Source organism: Paraburkholderia sp. RL18-085-BIA-A (assembly GCF_046027075.1).
Classification (GTDB): Bacteria; Pseudomonadota; Gammaproteobacteria; order Burkholderiales; family Burkholderiaceae; genus Paraburkholderia.
Genome location: NZ_JARESU010000042.1, coordinates 37,552 through 54,066, shown reverse-complemented (window position 1 = coordinate 54,066; position 16,515 = coordinate 37,552). Strand labels below are relative to the sequence as shown.

Here is a 16,515-nt window from a genome sequence, read left to right as displayed (position 1 = left end):
GGCTGCTTCGTGTGTCAGGCTGCCTTGGCGGTATGCGCGGGCGCGGGCGCATCTGAATGCGCTGCGGCTTCAGCGGTTTCTGCTGCCTCTGCCGGCGCGTTTTGCGCCACACCCACCCGCGCCGGATTGTTCGGATGCGTGGTCCAGTTCGCGTACCCGCCGTTATCCACGCGCTCCATCGTGATGCACTGCTCGACCGGGCACACATGCATACACAGATTGCACCCGACACATTCGGAGTCCATCACTTCAAAATGCCGGACGCCATCTTTTTCTTTCATGATCGCCTGATGAGCCGTGTCTTCGCAGGCGATATGGCACAGCCCGCATTGAATGCACTTGTCCTGATCGATGCGCGCCTTGATGTCGTACTTGAGGTTCAGGAACTTCCAGTCGGTGACGTTGGGCACCGCGCGGCCGCGAATGTCGTCGAGCGTCGCGTAGCCTTTTTCGTCCATCCAGTTCGACAGGCCATCGGCGAGATCGTCGACGATGCGAAAGCCGTAATGCATCGCGGCCGTGCACACCTGCACGCTGCCCGCGCCGAGCACGATGAACTCGGCGGCGTCGCGCCACGTCGAAATGCCGCCGATGCCGGAGATCGGCAGATTCGGCGTCTCTACATCGCGCGCGATTTCCGCGACCATGTTCAGCGCGATCGGCTTCACCGCCGGCCCGCAGTAGCCGCCATGGGTGCCTTTGCCGTCGACCATCGGCAGCGGCGACATCGCGTCGAGATCCACCGCGACGATCGAGTTGATCGTGTTGATCAGCGACACGCCATCCGCGCCGCCTTTATAGGCCGCACGCGAGCCCAATCGAATGTCGCTGATGTTCGGCGTGAGCTTCACGAGGCATGGCAGCTTCGTGCCTTCCTTGACCCAGCGCGTGACCATCTCGACATACTCGGGCACCTGGCCCACCGCCGCGCCCATGCCGCGCTCGCTCATGCCATGCGGACAACCGAAATTCAATTCGACCGCGTCGGCGCCGGTGTCTTCGACGAGCGGCAGGATCCACTTCCAGTCGCGCTCATTGCACGGCACCATCAGCGACACGATCATCGCGCGCTCGGGCCAGTCGCGTTTGACTTGCGCGATCTCGCGCAGGTTGACGTCGAGCGGACGGTCGGTGATCAGCTCGATGTTGTTCAGGCCCGCGATGCGCTGGCCGTTCCATTGCACCGCGCCGTAGCGCGAGCTGACGTTCACCACATGCGGGTCGAGGCCGAGCGTTTTCCACACCACGCCGCCCCAGCCCGCTTCGAACGCGCGGTTCACGTTGTAGGCTTTGTCGGTCGGCGGCGCGGAAGCGAGCCAGAAGGGATTCGGCGAAGTGATGCCGGCAATCGTACAGCGCAGATCGGCCATGTTCGGCTCCTTGGGGACTGCTGTGTTTTGTCTGGTTGCTCAGGCGTGAATCGAGCGGTTCTATGCGACTCTATGCAGCCTTTGCGGCAGTGCGGGCGAACTGCGCGTCGATCGCGGCGGCGGCCACCTTGCCGTCCTGCACCGCCTGCACGGTCAGGTCGACACCGCCGGTCGCAGCACAATCGCCGCCCGCCCATACACCGGCAAGCGAAGTCTGCCCGTTCGCATCGACCGCGATGCGGCTGCCGTCGAGCGTCAACAATTCGCGTTCGACACCCACCGCGACCAGCGTTTGCCCGATCGCCTTGAGCACCATGTCGGCTTCGACCACGAAGCGTTCCTTTGCACCGTCGCGTGAAGTGCGCTCGAACTCGACACCCGTGATCACGCCGTCCGCGCCGAGCAAACGCACCGGGCTCGCATGCGTGACGAGCGTGACGCCGCAGGTTTGCGCGAAGTCGCGCTCGGCCCAGGTCGCGCTCATCGACTCGACGCCGCGCCGGTACACCATCGTCACCGAGGTCGCACCGAGCTTGCGGCTTTGCACCGCCGCATCCACAGCCGTATTGCCGCCACCGATCACGACGACGCGGCGGCCCACCGGCACCGTGCCGAGGTCGCTCGCGCTGCGAAGCTGTTCGATGAAGTCCACCGCGTTCATCACGCCGCTCAGGTCCTCGCCGTCCATGGCGAGCGCGCGCACGCCGGTAAGGCCGATCGCGAGGAACACCGCGTCGTGCTGCTGGCGCAATGTCGCAAGCTGAACATCGCGTCCCAGCGCGACGCCATGCTCGATCTCGATGCCGCCGACCGAGCACAGCCATGCCACTTCACGTTGTGCAAAATCGTCGACGGTCTTGTACGCTGCGATCCCGTATTCGTTCAGGCCGCCGGCTTTTTCGCGGGCGTCGTAGATCGTCACGCGATGACCCGCGAGCGCCAGCCGATGCGCACATGCAAGCCCCGCCGGCCCCGCGCCGACCACCGCGATATGCCGCCCGGTTTCGGAGGCGCGCTTGAAGAGCGGTTCGCCGCGTGCCATCGCGTGATCGGTTGCATGCCGCTGCAACGCGCCGATCGCCACCGGCTTCGCGTCCTGATGATTACGCACGCACGCGCCTTCGCACAGAATCTCGGTCGGGCAAACGCGCGCGCACATGCCGCCGAGCGGATTGGCCGACAGAATGTCCACCGCCGCGCCCTTCAGATTGCCGTTGCTGATCTTGCGAATGAAGCTCGGAATATCGATCCGCGTCGGGCACGCATTCACGCACGGCGCGTCGTAGCAGTAGTGACAGCGGCTCGCTGCCGCGGCCGCCGCGCTCGGGTCGAGCAAGGGCGCGATGTCGGAAAACTCGCATGAGAGCTGCTCGGGCGACAGGCGCTGGGCCGCAATGTCGCCGGTTTGCTTGATGGCCATACACGTTCCTTCTTCGATGTGAGGACGTAGCCGTACCTGCCGGCTGCGCTGAAGCGGAGCCGGGACGGCATGTTTTATGGGCACTACGGGTAAGGCGAGTAAAAAGCGACTGCAACCGCTAGGGCGTCATGAAACCGGCTCGCACGCTCGCTCCAGCATCGCGTGCAGCAACACGTTGGCGCCCGCTTCGATCCATTCGACGGTGGCGTCCTCGATTTCGTTGTGGCTGATCCCGTCGACGCACGGCACGAACACCATCGAAGTCGGCGCGACTTGCGACAGATAACACGCGTCGTGTCCGGCGCCTGACACCATGTCGCGATGCGAATAGCCGAAGCGCTCCGCGGCCGCGCGCACGGACTTCACGCAGGCGGCGTCGAAGGCGACCGGCGCGTAGTAAAAGATCTGTTCGAGTTCGGTTTCAAGCCCAATGCCGTCCGCGATTTCGGCCACGCCCTTGCGCAACGCGGTATCCATCTTCGCGAGCACCGCGTCATCGGGATGACGGAAGTCGACGGTGAAGAACACGCGGCCTGGAATCACGTTGCGCGAGTTCGGATGAACCTGCATCATGCCGACCGTCGCGCAGCCGAACGGCGCGTTATCGAGCCCGATGCGATTGACCAGGTCGACCACGCGCGCGGCGCCGAGCAACGCGTCGCGACGGCACGGCATCGGGGTCGGGCCCGCGTGCGCTTCCTGGCCGGTCAGCGTGATCTCATACCAGCGCTGGCCTTGCGCATCGGTCACGACGCCAATGGTTTTTTGCTCGGCCTCGAGAATCGGCCCCTGTTCGATGTGCAGTTCGAACGCCGCATGCAACGGCCGGCCGCCGCACGGCACATCGCCCGCATAGCCGATGCGCTTCAGTTCCTCGCCGATGGTCTTGCCGTCGACGTCCTTGCGCGACAGGCCGTAGTCCAGCGTGAACACGCCGGCGAACACGCCTGAGGCGACCATCGCCGGCGCGAAGCGCGAGCCTTCCTCGTTGGTCCAGATCACCACCTCGACCGGGTGCTCGGTCTCGATACCGTGATCGTTCAGACTCCGAATCACTTCAAGACCGCCCAGCACGCCGTAGATACCGTCGAAGCGGCCGCCGGTCGGCTGCGAGTCCGCATGCGAACCGGTCATTACCGGCAGCGCGGCAGGATTGCGCCCGGCGCGGCGCATGAAGACGTTGCCCATCTGATCGACCGTGACCGTGCAGCCGGCTTCCTTCGCCCAACTCACGATCAGATCGCGCCCCTCTTTGTCGAGGTCGGTAAGCGCGAGGCGGCAGACGCCGCCTTTGGGCGTCGCGCCGATTTTCGCCATCGTCATCAGGCTGTCCCACAGGCGTTTGCCATCGACCTTGATCGAGGTCGCGAGTTCTGCGCCCCCCGAGGGGGCATTCTTCTGAACCTGCTTCAGTGCTTCGGATACCGCGCTCATTCGTCTCGCTCCTTTCGGTGAACCGACATGAAACTGGTGCATCGGCGGCGGGTTTTGGGGCGTGCCCGCACGGCGGCGGTGCACGTTCGATGCGCCCGGTCGCCACTCATACAGAGGGCTAACCCTGGTCATCGCCCGCTCTCTCAATCCTGTCCAGTTGGACAGGTTGTAGCTGATTAAGCCCGCCAAATCAATGCCTTTTGTTCGATGACAAGCATAGCGAGAAGCGTGCCATTGCACTGCAGCACGACTGAACCGCACGCAAAAAAATGCGCGTGTGGACACCGCATCAACCGACTAGAATGAAGCGCGACGCGGCGCAGATGCCGCCGAAGGCGAATATGAGAGACGACGACGTGGCGGCCGGCATCATGGAAAACGACGAAACGCGCGCGCCTTTGCGGCGGCGCAAGGCGCACATTCGCGAGTCGAACGAAGCGCATCTGCTGGCGTGCGCCGAGGCGGTTTTCGCCGAACGAGGACTCGACGGCGCGAGCACCGCGATGATCGCGGAGCGTGCAGGCTTACCGAAAGCCAACGTGCATTACTACTTCCCGACCAAGCTCGCGCTATACCGGCGCGTGCTCGAAGACCTGTTCGAAGACTGGCACAAAGCGGCCGACACGTTCGAATGCAGCGACGACCCGGTCGAGGCACTCGGCGGATACGTGCGCGCGAAAATGGAGTTGTCGCGCCGCCGGCCGCTCGGCTCGAAGGTGTGGGCGAGCGAGATCATCCACGGCGCGGAGCACATGGAAGACATTCTCACGGGGCGCGTGAAGCCGTGGCTCGACAGCCGGGTCAAAGTGATCGACGACTGGATTGCGCGCGGCCTGCTCGCGCCGGTGAATGCGCAAACGTTGATGTACATGATCTGGGCCACCACCCAGCATTACGCCGACTTCGACGCGCAGATTCGCGCGCTCAAAGGCAAGCGCGCGCTGACGCAGAAAGCGTTCGACGCAACCACCGAGGAAGTGGTGCAACTGGTGATACGCGCCTGCGGTGCGGTGTCGCCTTCGCAGCACGAGGACGGGTCCGATCCGTCACGATGAAACACGAACGAAGGCCCTGCGAATCTTGCCGACTCGCGGGGCCTTCGTTGACTGTCTTCTCGTATCGGCGAACTGCGCGGGCGCTTCAGTTTCAGTACGTCTCCAGATGCAGCCGCCCTTCCCGCTTCAGCTTCGCCCACAGCGCTTCCCAATCCACCTGATGCTGCTCGCCGATCTCCTTGAGCGCTTGCAGCACACCGTCTTCCATGCCCTTCAAACCGCACACGTAGATATGCGTGTTGTCGTCCTTGAGCATGTTCGCGACATCGACCGCGCGCTCGCGCATCGCGTCCTGCACGTAGCGTTTCACCTGACCCGGCGTGCGTGAAAAGGCCAGATTCGTGTCGATGAAATCCTTCGGCAGATTCGTCAACGGCCCGAAGTACGGCAACTCTTCCTTGGTCCGCGCGCCGAAGAACAGCATCAGCTTGCCGGTCGCGCCTTTCAGACGCCTGCGCCGGCGATACTCTGTCATCGCGCGCATCGGCGCGGAGCCCGTGCCCGTGCAGATCATCAGCAGATGCGAGTTCGGATGATTCGGCATCAGGAAGGTGCCGCCGAACGGGCCGATCACGTTGACCACGTCGCCCTTCTTCAGATCGCACAGGTAGTTCGAGCACACGCCGTCGATCGCGTCGCCATGTTGCTGCGACACCCGCTTGACTGTCAGCGACACGTTGTTGTAGCCGGGGCGCTCGCCGTCGCGCGGACTCGCCACCGAATACTGACGCGCGTGATGCGTGCGGCCATCGGCGCTCGCGCCGGGCGGCAGAATGCCGATCGATTGTCCTTCCAGAACCGGAAACGGCATCGAGCCGAAATCGAGCACGATGTGATGAATGTCGCTATCCGTCGTGCTGTCGGTGAGCCGGTAGTTGCCGACCACCGTCGCGGTGGTCGGCGCCTTGTGCGTGTAGAGATTCACGTACGGCTTCGCGGCCGACCACGGCGGCACGACCGAGCCGCGCACCGTGTCCACTTCGATTCCGCTCGCGTCCGCGGGCGTGTCGCCCGATGCGCCCGCGCCCGACGCTTCATCCGCGGCGGGCACCGCCATGGTGTTCTGCTCCGGCAGCACGTCCCACGTGAACTGCTCTTCGATCGGATACGCGTCGGCCTTCAGCACGGTGCGCCAGTTGTCGATCGCGCCAGTGGGGCACGGCGGCACGCACGCCATGCAGCCGTTGCAGATATCCGCCTTGACCACATAATTGTTGTCGTCGTGCGTGATCGCATCGACCGGGCAAGTCTCTTCGCAGGTATTGCAGCGAATGCAGATTTCCGGATCGATCAGATGCTGCCTGAGAACTTCGATCGATACTGGGCCGTTCATCACTTCCTCCACCATGGTGTGCGGCGCGTCGCGTGCTCCGCGCCTGCCGTGCGTTCAGTTAAAGCGCACGTATTCGAAATCGATCGGCTGACGGTTCACGCCCATCGCGGGCGGCGCAATCCAGTTAGCGAACTTGCCCGCTTCGGTGACGCGGCCCATCAGCGACGCGACGAATGCGCGGTCTTCCGGCGACGCTAGCCACTTCGCCTCGTTGGCCGCCCATTCGGCTTCGCTGATCACGCGGCCATCGGGCGACACGCGCGTGCCCGCGAAGGTGCCGATCTGCCGGTTGAACGCTTTATGCGGCACCGTCATGCGGAAGTCGATGCCGGCCTTTTCGAGCACCTTGTTCCAGCGCCCCACGCCCGCCACCGAATCCTTGATGTAGTCGTCGCGCAGCACTTCGTTCATCGCGTTGAGCATCGGCACTTCGCGCTCGACCAGCTTGCCGTCCTGCACGTCGAGCAGCTTGTAACTCTGGCCGTTCAGCTGATGATCATCGTCGCGCTTGTTCTCTTCGTAGCGGCCTTTGAGCCCCGAGCTATAGAACGTCGCCGCGTTCGACGAGTGATCGGCGCCGAACAGGTCGATCGTCACCGAGTAGTGGAAGTTCAGATAGCGCTGGATGGTCGGCAGATCGATCACGCCGGCCGCGCGAATCTTCGCGACGTCGTCGGTGCCGAGTTCGTTCATCACCTGGGCGGTGCGCTGGATCACGCGCGACACGCCCGATTCGCCGACGAACATGTGATGCGCTTCCTCGGTCAGCATGAATTTCGTGGTGCGCGCGAGCGGGTCGAAGCCCGACTCGGCGAGCGCCGACAGCTGGAATTTGCCGTCGCGGTCGGTGAAGTACGTGAACATGTAGAACGCGAGCCAGTCCGGCGTTTTCTCGTTGAAGGCGCCGAGAATGCGCGGATTGTCTTCGTCGCCCGAGCGGCGTCCGAGCAATGCTTCGGCTTCCTCACGGCCGTCGCGGCCGAAGTAGCGGTGCAGCAGATACACCATCGCCCACAGGTGGCGCCCTTCTTCCACGTTGACCTGGAACAGGTTGCGCAGGTCGTACATGGACGGCGCGGTCAGCCCGAGGTGACGCTGCTGCTCGACCGACGCCGGCTCCGTGTCCCCTTGCGTGACGATGATGCGGCGCAGGTTCGCGCGATGCTCGCCGGGCACGTCCTGCCATGCCGCTTCGCCCTTGTGCTCGCCGAAGTGGATCTTGCGGTCCTGCTCGCCGGGCGTCAGGAAAATGCCCCAACGGTACTCCGGCATCTTCACGTAGTCGAAGTGCGCCCAGCCGCCCGCATCGACGCTCACCGCCGTGCGCAGATAAACATCGTAGCCGTGCGAGCCTTCCGGGCCCATATCGCCCCACCACGACAGAAAATTCGGTTGCCATTGTTCGAGCGCGCGTTGCAACGTGCGGTCGTCGGCGAGGTTGACGTTGTTCGGAATCTTTTCGCTGTAGTTGATCGTTGACATGGTCGGTTCCTTGTTCGGAAGCTGCAGTGCTGACGGTGAGAGGCGCGTATCGGGCGGGTGGCGTTGCGTCAGGTCGCGTTGCTTACGTGAAGCGCGCGCCGCGTGTTGCTCAAGTGCAGGCGCACGTTCACGCAGGCATCAAACGCGCGAAACGTCGAATTGCGCCTTGCTGCCCTTGCCGTACACCTTGAGCGCACCCTTCTCGCCCACTGCGTTCGGCCGGTTGAAAATCCAGTTCTGCCACGCGGTGAGACGGCCGAAGATGCGCGTCTCCATCGTTTCCGGGCCGTTGAAGCGCAGATTCGCTTCGAGGCCGGTCAACGCATCCGGCGACATCGCCGCGCGTTCTTCGAGCGCGATGCGGATTTCGTCGGCCCAGTCGATATCGTCGGGCGACGCGGTCACGAGGCCGAGCCGCTCGGCTTCGACCGGCTTGACGGGCTGGCCGATTCGCGAGCGCACGGCGTCGAGCGGTTCGGCCTCTTCATAGAAGCGCCGGGCGAGCCGCGACTGCTGCGTGACCATCGGATAAAGACCGAAGTTGACTTCCGACAGCGTGATGGCCGGCTCCTCGTCCTCGTTGTCCGGAAGCGCGGCCATGTAACTGCGGTCGGCGGCGAAGGCGAGTTCCGCGAAAGTGCCGGCAAAGCACGAGCCCGGCTCGATCAGCGCGAACAGCGAGCGCGACGACACGTCGATGCGCGCGAGGGTGCGGCGCAACAGCCCGATGGTCTCGCGCACGAACCAGTGACCCTTGTGCTGCAGCAGCGTGGCGTCGGCGGCGAGCAGCTTGCGGGCGTCGCCTTCGGTCTTGAAGACCCAGGTGCCGATTTCCAGTTCGTTGGTGCGCATCGACAGGATCGCGTCGTCGAGTTCGCGCGCGAATTGCAGCGGCCACCAGTTCACGCCCGCCGCGACGATCGCGTCGATCTGCGTGGGCGGCTCCGCGTGCGGGGCCTTGGCGGTGAACGTCGCGATGCGTTTCGCGCGATCGATCGTCACGTCGAGTGTCTGGTAAGTGAGCCCGTCTGCACGATCGGTGCGTTCGATGCGCGTGAGCATCACGCCAGGCGCGCCATCCGGACGGTCGCTCTGCGCGGCGAGTTCCAACGCGCGCGCCTGGATGGCCTGATTGAACTGGTTCGGCTTCACGACTTCATCGACCAGACGCCATGCCTTCGCGCGCTCGCCGCGCACGCCTTCAACCACCGTGCAGAAGATGTCGGCGCGATCGTGGCGCACGCGGCGCTTGTCCGTGACGCGTGTCAGTCCGCCGGTGCCCGGCAGCACGCCGAGCAGCGGCACTTCGGGCAGCGACACCGACGACGAACGGTCGTCGATCAGATAGATTTCGTCGCAGGCCAGCGCGAGTTCATAGCCGCCACCCGCACAGGCGCCGTTCACCGCGGCGAGAAACTTCAGGCCGGAATGACGCGACGAGTCTTCCAGACCGTTGCGCGTTTCGTTGGTGAACTTGCAGAAGTTGACCTTCCACGCATGCGTGGACAAACCCAGCATGAAGATATTGGCGCCCGAGCAGAACACGCGGTCCTTGAGGCTCGTCAGCACGACGGTTTTGACTTCGGGATGCTCGAAGCGGATGCGTTGTATCGCGTCGTGCAGTTCGATGTCGACGCCCAGATCGTATGAATTGAGCTTCAGCTTGTAGCCGTCGCGGATGCCGCCGTCTTCGGCGATGTCGATCGCGAGCGTCGCGACGGGACCGTTGAAGCTCAGCTTCCAGTGCTTGTACTGCGAGGGGTCGGTGCGATAGTCGACTGGGGCGACGGCGGTTTCTGCTGCGGACATGGGGCGTCTCCTGACTGGATGCAAATCTGTTTTTTGAATAATAGTGCACTGCCAATCCCATGTAAAGCACTTTAATGCATGTTTGCTAGTAAACCCTGACGCCTCGCTGCAGGTCAACCCACCCGCACGTCGTCGGGCGATTCCGCTGCGAGCCGCGCGGCGAGCCGGTCGCGCAATTGCAGATAGGCGTCGGCCAGCGTTTTTTCGCTGGTATCGAAGGTCATGTCGGCGCGGCCGTACAGCTCGCCACGCCCCGCGAGGATGCGCTTCAGGTCGTCCATCGCCTCCTTGTTGCCCGACATCGGCCGCAGATCGCCTTGCGCGACGACGCGGCGCATATGCTCTTCCGGCGTGGCCTGCAGCCACACGGTGAAGCAGTGCGACAGCAGCGCGTTGAACGTGCCGGCCTCCGACACCAGTCCGCCCGGCGACGCGATCACCGCGCGCTCGTGCTCCTGAATCACGGCTTCGAGCGCGCGATGCTCATAGCGCCGGTAAGCGCTCGCTCCATACAGCGAATGAATCTCCGACGGCGGGCAGCCGGCCATCTGCTCGATCACGCGCGTCAGCTCGACGAACGGCACCTTGCGCTCCTGCGCCAGCATCCTGCCGAAGGTCGATTTGCCCGCGCCACGCAGACCGATCAGCGCGATGCGGTTCTTGCGATTCGGGTCGCGCGGCGCTTGCGCGAACATCTCGGCGAGCGCCACGCGGGCGCGCTGCAACGCGGCCTGATCGCGGCCTTGCAGCAGTTCGCGGATCAGCAGCCATTCGGCGGACGCGGTGGTTTCGTCGCCGATCACCTCGGCAAGCGAACAGTTCAGCGCACCCGCGAGCTGCCGCAGCACCAGCACCGAAGCGTTGCCGACCCCCGACTCCAGATTCGCCAGATGCCGCTCCGACAGGCCGGTTTCGGTGGCCAGCGTCTTGCGCGTCATGCCGCGGCGCGCGCGCAGCAGGCGCACCCGTTCGCCCATCGCGGTCAGAAACGGATCGCGCTCTTCGCGTTCGCCGCCACGCTCCGCGGGCTCGGCGCGGTGCGTGTCGTCGGCGGCGGCCTCGTCCAGCGGTGCGGGGGAGTACTTTTGATTCATGTTTTACCACCTTGTGGCTGCGATATATGTACTATAGTGCTTGACACGCACCAGGTGAACGGTTAATTTTCGCCAAATATTGATCCAATAACAAACGCTGCCGAACGCCTTCGGCTGCGTCATGGAGACTGCGCGGCAATACGCATGCATTCGGGTGCCGAGGCACCCTGGCTGCGCGAGCGCGCTGATCTGGAGGCTCGCATGTCCCCACATGAATTCCAGCGCCTGATTGCGGGCGTCACTGAGCAACTCGCCGGCCGGACGCTCGACGACCAGCTTGCGACATGGCTGAACGACACCTACCCGGCCGACAGCGCGACCTTCCGCGAACTCGCGAACGCGTGCCGGATCGGCGTCGCGGAAGGCTGGCTGTGCAACCGCCAGGGCGGCGGCATTCGCTATGGCCGCATCTTCAAGCCGCTGCCCGAGACCCACGGCTTTTCCGTCGACGTCGTCGACATGCACGACATTGCCGGCCCGCATCACGTGCATCCGCACGGCGAGATCGATCTGATCATGCCGCTCACCGAAGGCGCGACGTTCGACGGCCACCCGGCCGGCTGGTGCGTGTACGGCCCCGGCTCCGCACATCGCCCGACCGTCGCGAACGGTGAGGCGCTGGTGCTGTATCTGTTGCCGCAAGGCGCGATCGAATTCACTTCCGCTTGATTCACTTCCGTTTGAGAAAACCATGACCGAACTTCTGAAGAACCATGTGACCGGGCAGTGGATCGCGGGCAGCGGCGCGGGCACGACGCTGACCGATCCGGTGACGGGCGAAGCGCTCGTGCGCGTGTCGAGCGAAGGGCTTGACCTCGCGCAGGCCTTCGGCTTTGCGCGCGACCAGGGTGGCGCCGCGCTGCGCGCATTGACCTACGCGCAGCGCGCGGCGCACCTCGCCGAGATCGTCAAGCTGCTGCAAGCAAAGCGTGACGACTACTACGCAATCGCCACGGCGAACTCCGGCACCACGCGCAATGACTCTGCGGTCGACATCGACGGCGGCATCTTTACTTTGTCGTACTACGCGAAACTCGGCGCGTCGCTCGGCGACGTGCACGCGCTGCGCGACGGCAACGCCGTGCCGCTGAGCAAGGATCAAACGTTCAGCGTCCAGCATGTGCTCGTGCCGACACGCGGCATCGCACTCTTCATCAACGCGTTCAACTTTCCGTCCTGGGGTCTGTGGGAAAAGGCGGCGCCCGCGCTGCTGTCGGGCGTGCCGGTCATCGTCAAGCCCGCCACGGCCACCGCGTGGCTCACGCAGCGCATGGTCGCCGATGTGGTCGACGCGGGCATGCTGCCGCCCGGCGCGCTTTCCGTGATCTGCGGCAGCTCCGCGGGCCTGCTCGATCAGATTCAGCCCTTCGACGTCGTGTCGTTCACCGGCTCGGCGGACACCGCCGCCACCTTGCGCGCGCATCCTGCTTTCGTGCGGCACGGCGCGCGTCTGAACGTCGAGGCCGACAGTCTGAACAGCGCGATTCTGTGCGCCGATGCGACACCCGACACACCCGCGTTCGACTTGTTCATCAAGGAAGTGGTGCGCGAAATGACCGTGAAGTCCGGGCAGAAATGCACGGCGATCCGCCGCGCGTTCGTGCCGGAAACCGCGCTCGAAGCCGTGCTCGACGCACTCAAGACGAAGCTCGCGAAAATCAGCGTCGGCAATCCGCGCAACGAAGCCGTGCGGATGGGCGCGCTCGTGAGCCGCGAGCAATACGAGAACGTGCTGGCCGGCATCGCCGCGTTGCGCGAGGAAGCGGTGCTCGCGTTCGACGGCTCAGCTGCGCCGCTGATCGACGCGGACCCGGCGACCGCGGCTTGCGTCGCGCCGCATCTGTTCGTGGCGAATGATCCGGACAGCGCGACGCTGCTACACGATCTCGAGGTATTCGGACCTGTCGCGACGGTGGCGCCCTATCGCGTCGCCGCCGACGCGAGCGAACTTCCTGAAGCGCACGCCGTCGCGCTCGCGCGACGCGGCCAGGGCTCGCTCGTCGCGTCGATCTATTCGAACCAGGACGCGCATTGCGGCCGGCTCGCGCTGGAACTCGCCGATTCGCACGGACGCGTGCATGCGATCTCGCCATCGGTCCAGCAAAGTCAGACCGGCCACGGCAACGTGATGCCGATGTCGCTGCATGGCGGGCCCGGCCGCGCGGGCGGCGGTGAAGAACTCGGCGGCTTGCGCGCGCTCGGGTTCTATCACCGGCGCTGCGCGGTCCAGGCGCCAGCCGCGGCCATCGACACGCTGACGCAAACGACTCACCCCGCCACGGCCTGACGGCACGAGGCGAGCTGCAAGCATCGCGCGGATCACGAGCACAAAACAGCCGGATCGCCCCCACCCATGGAGGAGACAGATGGAATCCCTGCTGGAGACAGCTGCAAATCAGCCCACTGCGCGGCCCACCGCGCAGTCCGCCGCGACGGTCGCGCCGCCGCCCCCGCTATTCAATTTCGCCACTCATCTGTTTCGGTTGAATGAAGCGCGCGCCGGCAAGATCGCCTATATCGACGACACCGGCTCCACCACTTACGGCGAACTCGAAGAACGCGCACGCCGCTTCGCGACCGCGCTGCGCACGCTCGGCCTGCATCCCGAGGAACGGGTGCTGCTCGTGATGCTCGATACCGTCGCATTGCCGATCGCGTTTCTCGGCGCACTGTATGCGGGCGTCGTGCCGGTGGTCGCGAATACGTTGCTCGCCCCCGCCGACTATGTGTACATGCTCACGCACAGCCACGCGCGCGCCGTCATCGCGTCGGGAGCGTTACTGCCGAACGTCACCGAGGCGATGGCTACCGCCGAACATGACGGTTGCCAGCTGATCGTCTCTGAACCGCTCGACGGCACGCCGCCTTCGGCGCCCCGACTGGAAGATCTGATCGACGACGCCGACCCGGCCATCAAGGCCTGCGCGAGCAGTGGCGACGACATCGCGTTCTGGCTGTATTCGTCCGGCTCGACCGGCAAGCCCAAAGGCACGGTCCACACACATGCGAATCTGTACTGGACCGCCGAGTTGTACGCAAAGGCGGTATTGGGGATCGTCGAAAGCGACGTGGTGTTTTCGGCGGCCAAACTCTTCTTTGCGTACGGGCTCGGCAACGCGCTGACCTTTCCGCTGTCGGTCGGCGCCACCGCCGTCCTGATGGCGGAGCGCCCCACCGCCGACGCGATTTTCGCGCGTCTCGTGCGGCATCGTCCGACCGTTTTCTATGGCGTGCCCACGCTGTACGCGAGCATGCTGGTGTCGCCCAACCTGCCCGCGCGCGATGATGTCGCGATTCGCGTGTGCACGTCGGCGGGCGAAGCCTTGCCGCGTGAAATCGGCGAGCGCTTCACCGCGCATTTCGGCGCCGAGATTCTCGACGGGATCGGCTCAACCGAGATGCTGCATATCTTTCTGTCGAATCGAGGCGGCGAAGTCGAGTACGGCACGACTGGCCGTCCCGTGCCGGGCTACGAAGTAGAGTTGCGCGACGAAGCCGGTCATCCGGTACCGGATGGCGAAATCGGCGATCTGTATATCAAGGGGCCGAGTGCGGCGCTGATGTACTGGAGCAATCGCGAGAAGTCCCGCGCGACGTTTCTCGGCGAATGGATTCGCAGCGGCGACAAGTATCGCCGGCTGCCGAACGGCTGCTACGTATACGCCGGCCGCAGCGACGACATGCTCAAAGTCAGCGGTCAGTATGTGTCGCCGGTCGAGGTGGAGATGGTGCTCGTGCAGCACGATGCGGTACTCGAAGCGGCGGTGGTCGGCGTCGACCACGGCGGTCTCGTGAAGACCCGCGCGTTCGTGGTACTGAAGCGCGACTTCGCGGCGTCTGAGATACTCGCGGACGAACTGAAGGCCTTCGTCAAGGCACGGCTCGCGCCGCACAAGTATCCGCGCGACATCGTGTTTACCGACGACTTGCCCAAGACCGCCACCGGCAAAATTCAGCGCTTCAAACTGCGCGAACTGTCATAAGGTGATCCATGCAGAACCCCACCCTTGCCGCCGATGCTGCTGCCGCTGCCACACCCACGGCCAGCAGTTTCGCTGAACTTCACGCTACGGCTTCGCATGGGCCGTTGCGCATCGAGTATCGCTGGATCAACCAGACAGCGGCCGATGCGCCGATCGCCGTGTTCCTGCACGAAGGGCTCGGCTCGATCGCCATGTGGCGCGACTGGCCGCAGACGTTGTGCGAGCGGCTCGGCATGCGGGGACTGGTTTATTCGCGGCCCGGCTATGGATTGTCCACGCCACGCGCGCATCACGTGAAATGGCCCGTCGATTTCATGACAGACCAGGCGCGCGACATCCTCCCCGCTCTGCTCGACGCGCTCGCTATCGACGCGCGCGAGCGCGAGCGCATGTGGGTCGTCGGCCATAGCGACGGCGGCTCGATCGCGCTGCTCTACGCGGCGCTCCATCCCGACGCGCTAGCGGGCGCGGTGGTCATCGCACCGCACGTGTTCGTCGAAGACATCTCGGTGGAGAGCATCGCGCAGACGAAGCAGCTGTACGAAACCACGGACTTGCGCGCGAAGCTCGGCCGCTATCACGCCGATGTCGATTCCGCGTTCTATGGCTGGAACGATATCTGGTTGAACCCCGCGTTCAGGCAGTGGTCGATTACGGCGGAACTGGCGTCGATCCGCCAGCCGCTCCTCGCGATACAGGGCCATGACGACAACTACGGGACGATGGCGCAGATCGATACGATCGCCGCTCGCGTGCCGCAAACGCAGCTCGTCAAGCTCGACGCTTGCGGACATTCGCCGCATCGGGATGCGCCCGGTAAGTTGAACGATGCGATCGCGGCATTTGTTTCGTCGCAGCACCAGTGACCATGACGACATTTAGTGCAAAGGTCGCTGCAACAGGAAACAGTCAACCACTCCACAGGCGAACCACCCGCAAACCCTGAAGCGCGCACCATCGCCACTTCTGAACTGCGACCGTCAAACCGCACTATCGCCGCCGCCCTCGCCCATCCAACGGGCAGCGGCATCAGCGCCCGCCTCTTTCTTACCCTTTCTTCATAAAAAATACACAGGTAAGCGACTATGCTCCCGCATCGCTGACCTGGGCAAATGGATGCCTTGGCGCCCATCCCCGTGCCGGAGACGTTGTCATGCCCTCTGTGTGGAAGTCCTCACGCGCGTTGCAGCGCAAACGTTTGGCTTCTGCGTTGATCGCCGCTTCGCTATGCGCGCTGATTAGCGCATGCAGCAACGATGCTGCCGACAACCATGCGGCAAACACAGGCACGCCCGCCTCGGCGGACAGCCTCGCCGATCACAACAACACAGCCGCGATGGCATCGGCGAATCCGTCGGAGGCCGAGTCCGCGCCGCCCGCGCTCACGATTCAAACCCCGGCACTACCCGCTTCAAATACCGGCGCGGCACTATCCACCGCCGCCACGGCACCGCTCGCCACGCCGGTGATCCATACCGTGGATTGAGTTCCGCGCCAGATGTATCGTTCATCAACCGAAGTTCGAAAGCAAGACC

Annotated in this window: 13 protein-coding genes; 6 read left to right on the top strand and 7 right to left on the bottom strand. The window is 64.4% G+C overall.

Going from position 1 to position 16,515, the window contains the following annotated elements:
- Positions 1-14 precede the first annotated feature (14 nt).
- The 3 genes from preA to P0D89_RS25765 all read right to left on the bottom strand — a co-directional run bounded on the left by preA (position 15) and on the right by P0D89_RS25765 (position 4,224).
- Positions 15-1,370 carry an NAD-dependent dihydropyrimidine dehydrogenase subunit PreA gene (preA, locus tag P0D89_RS25775; RefSeq protein ID WP_408357943.1) on the bottom strand — a complete coding sequence of 452 codons (1,356 nt, stop codon included), beginning with the start codon at positions 1,368-1,370 and terminating at the stop codon, positions 15-17.
- A gap of 70 nt (positions 1,371-1,440) precedes the next feature.
- Complete coding sequence (locus P0D89_RS25770) at positions 1,441-2,790, bottom strand: NAD(P)-dependent oxidoreductase (RefSeq protein ID WP_408357944.1); 1,350 nt, start codon at positions 2,788-2,790, stop codon at positions 1,441-1,443.
- 126 nt (positions 2,791-2,916) lie between these two features.
- The gene (locus P0D89_RS25765; RefSeq protein WP_408357945.1) at positions 2,917-4,224 is read right to left on the bottom strand and encodes a Zn-dependent hydrolase; all 1,308 of its coding nucleotides are present in this window, start codon (positions 4,222-4,224) and stop codon (positions 2,917-2,919) included.
- 302 nt (positions 4,225-4,526) lie between these two features.
- Here P0D89_RS25765 and P0D89_RS25760 point away from each other — a divergent pair, with 302 nt between their 5' ends.
- Positions 4,527-5,279, top strand: coding sequence for a TetR/AcrR family transcriptional regulator (locus tag P0D89_RS25760; RefSeq protein WP_408357946.1), 753 nt, complete (start codon positions 4,527-4,529; stop codon positions 5,277-5,279).
- Positions 5,280-5,370: 91 nt separating this feature from the next.
- On the opposite strand, the gene boxA is transcribed toward P0D89_RS25760, so the two are convergent.
- The 4 genes from boxA to P0D89_RS25740 all read right to left on the bottom strand — a co-directional run bounded on the left by boxA (position 5,371) and on the right by P0D89_RS25740 (position 10,997).
- Positions 5,371-6,612 carry a benzoyl-CoA 2,3-epoxidase subunit BoxA gene (gene boxA / locus P0D89_RS25755; RefSeq protein WP_408357947.1) on the bottom strand — a complete coding sequence of 414 codons (1,242 nt, stop codon included), beginning with the start codon at positions 6,610-6,612 and terminating at the stop codon, positions 5,371-5,373.
- Between the two features lie 54 nt (positions 6,613-6,666).
- Entirely contained in the window at positions 6,667-8,094 is a 1,428-nt protein-coding gene (gene boxB / locus P0D89_RS25750; RefSeq protein ID WP_408357948.1) for a benzoyl-CoA 2,3-epoxidase subunit BoxB, read from the bottom strand.
- A gap of 138 nt (positions 8,095-8,232) precedes the next feature.
- On the bottom strand, positions 8,233-9,903 hold the full coding sequence (boxC, locus tag P0D89_RS25745; RefSeq protein ID WP_408377436.1) for a 2,3-epoxybenzoyl-CoA dihydrolase: 1,671 nt from the start codon (positions 9,901-9,903) through the stop codon (positions 8,233-8,235).
- A 113-nt stretch (positions 9,904-10,016) separates the two neighbouring features.
- Positions 10,017-10,997 carry a helix-turn-helix transcriptional regulator gene (locus tag P0D89_RS25740; RefSeq protein ID WP_408357950.1) on the bottom strand — a complete coding sequence of 327 codons (981 nt, stop codon included), beginning with the start codon at positions 10,995-10,997 and terminating at the stop codon, positions 10,017-10,019.
- 201 nt (positions 10,998-11,198) lie between these two features.
- Between P0D89_RS25740 and P0D89_RS25735 the strand changes: the two genes are divergently transcribed.
- From P0D89_RS25735 to P0D89_RS25715, 5 genes are all read left to right on the top strand, one after another.
- Positions 11,199-11,666 (top strand): DUF4863 family protein, encoded by a 468-nt coding sequence (locus P0D89_RS25735; protein WP_408357951.1) that lies wholly within the window; start codon positions 11,199-11,201, stop codon positions 11,664-11,666.
- Between the two features lie 22 nt (positions 11,667-11,688).
- Positions 11,689-13,284 carry a 3,4-dehydroadipyl-CoA semialdehyde dehydrogenase gene (locus P0D89_RS25730; protein WP_408357952.1) on the top strand — a complete coding sequence of 532 codons (1,596 nt, stop codon included), beginning with the start codon at positions 11,689-11,691 and terminating at the stop codon, positions 13,282-13,284.
- 79 nt (positions 13,285-13,363) lie between these two features.
- Positions 13,364-14,980 (top strand): benzoate-CoA ligase family protein, encoded by a 1,617-nt coding sequence (locus tag P0D89_RS25725; RefSeq protein ID WP_408357953.1) that lies wholly within the window; start codon positions 13,364-13,366, stop codon positions 14,978-14,980.
- 8 nt (positions 14,981-14,988) lie between these two features.
- A complete protein-coding gene (locus tag P0D89_RS25720; RefSeq protein ID WP_408357954.1) occupies positions 14,989-15,846 on the top strand; it encodes an alpha/beta fold hydrolase in 858 nt (285 codons plus the stop codon).
- Positions 15,847-16,133: 287 nt separating this feature from the next.
- Complete coding sequence (locus tag P0D89_RS25715) at positions 16,134-16,466, top strand: hypothetical protein (protein WP_408357955.1); 333 nt, start codon at positions 16,134-16,136, stop codon at positions 16,464-16,466.
- Positions 16,467-16,515 lie beyond the last annotated feature (49 nt).

Excerpts from the sequence above, each read along its gene's own strand:
- P0D89_RS25715 (WP_408357955.1), top strand. The coding sequence starts at position 16,134 with ATGCCCTCTGTGTGGAAGTCCTCACGCGCGTTGCAGCGCAAACGTTTG.
- P0D89_RS25760 (WP_408357946.1), top strand. The coding sequence starts at position 4,527 with ATGAAGCGCGACGCGGCGCAGATGCCGCCGAAGGCGAATATGAGAGAC.
- P0D89_RS25770 (WP_408357944.1), bottom strand. The coding sequence starts at position 2,790 with ATGGCCATCAAGCAAACCGGCGACATTGCGGCCCAGCGCCTGTCGCCC.
- P0D89_RS25735 (WP_408357951.1), top strand. The coding sequence starts at position 11,199 with ATGTCCCCACATGAATTCCAGCGCCTGATTGCGGGCGTCACTGAGCAA.
- boxC (WP_408377436.1), bottom strand. The coding sequence starts at position 9,903 with ATGTCCGCAGCAGAAACCGCCGTCGCCCCAGTCGACTATCGCACCGAC.
- boxB (WP_408357948.1), bottom strand. The coding sequence starts at position 8,094 with ATGTCAACGATCAACTACAGCGAAAAGATTCCGAACAACGTCAACCTC.
- boxA (WP_408357947.1), bottom strand. The coding sequence starts at position 6,612 with ATGAACGGCCCAGTATCGATCGAAGTTCTCAGGCAGCATCTGATCGAT.
- P0D89_RS25765 (WP_408357945.1), bottom strand. The coding sequence starts at position 4,224 with ATGAGCGCGGTATCCGAAGCACTGAAGCAGGTTCAGAAGAATGCCCCC.
- P0D89_RS25740 (WP_408357950.1), bottom strand. The coding sequence starts at position 10,997 with ATGAATCAAAAGTACTCCCCCGCACCGCTGGACGAGGCCGCCGCCGAC.
- P0D89_RS25725 (WP_408357953.1), top strand. The coding sequence starts at position 13,364 with ATGGAATCCCTGCTGGAGACAGCTGCAAATCAGCCCACTGCGCGGCCC.
- P0D89_RS25730 (WP_408357952.1), top strand. The coding sequence starts at position 11,689 with ATGACCGAACTTCTGAAGAACCATGTGACCGGGCAGTGGATCGCGGGC.
- P0D89_RS25720 (WP_408357954.1), top strand. The coding sequence starts at position 14,989 with ATGCAGAACCCCACCCTTGCCGCCGATGCTGCTGCCGCTGCCACACCC.
- preA (WP_408357943.1), bottom strand. The coding sequence starts at position 1,370 with ATGGCCGATCTGCGCTGTACGATTGCCGGCATCACTTCGCCGAATCCC.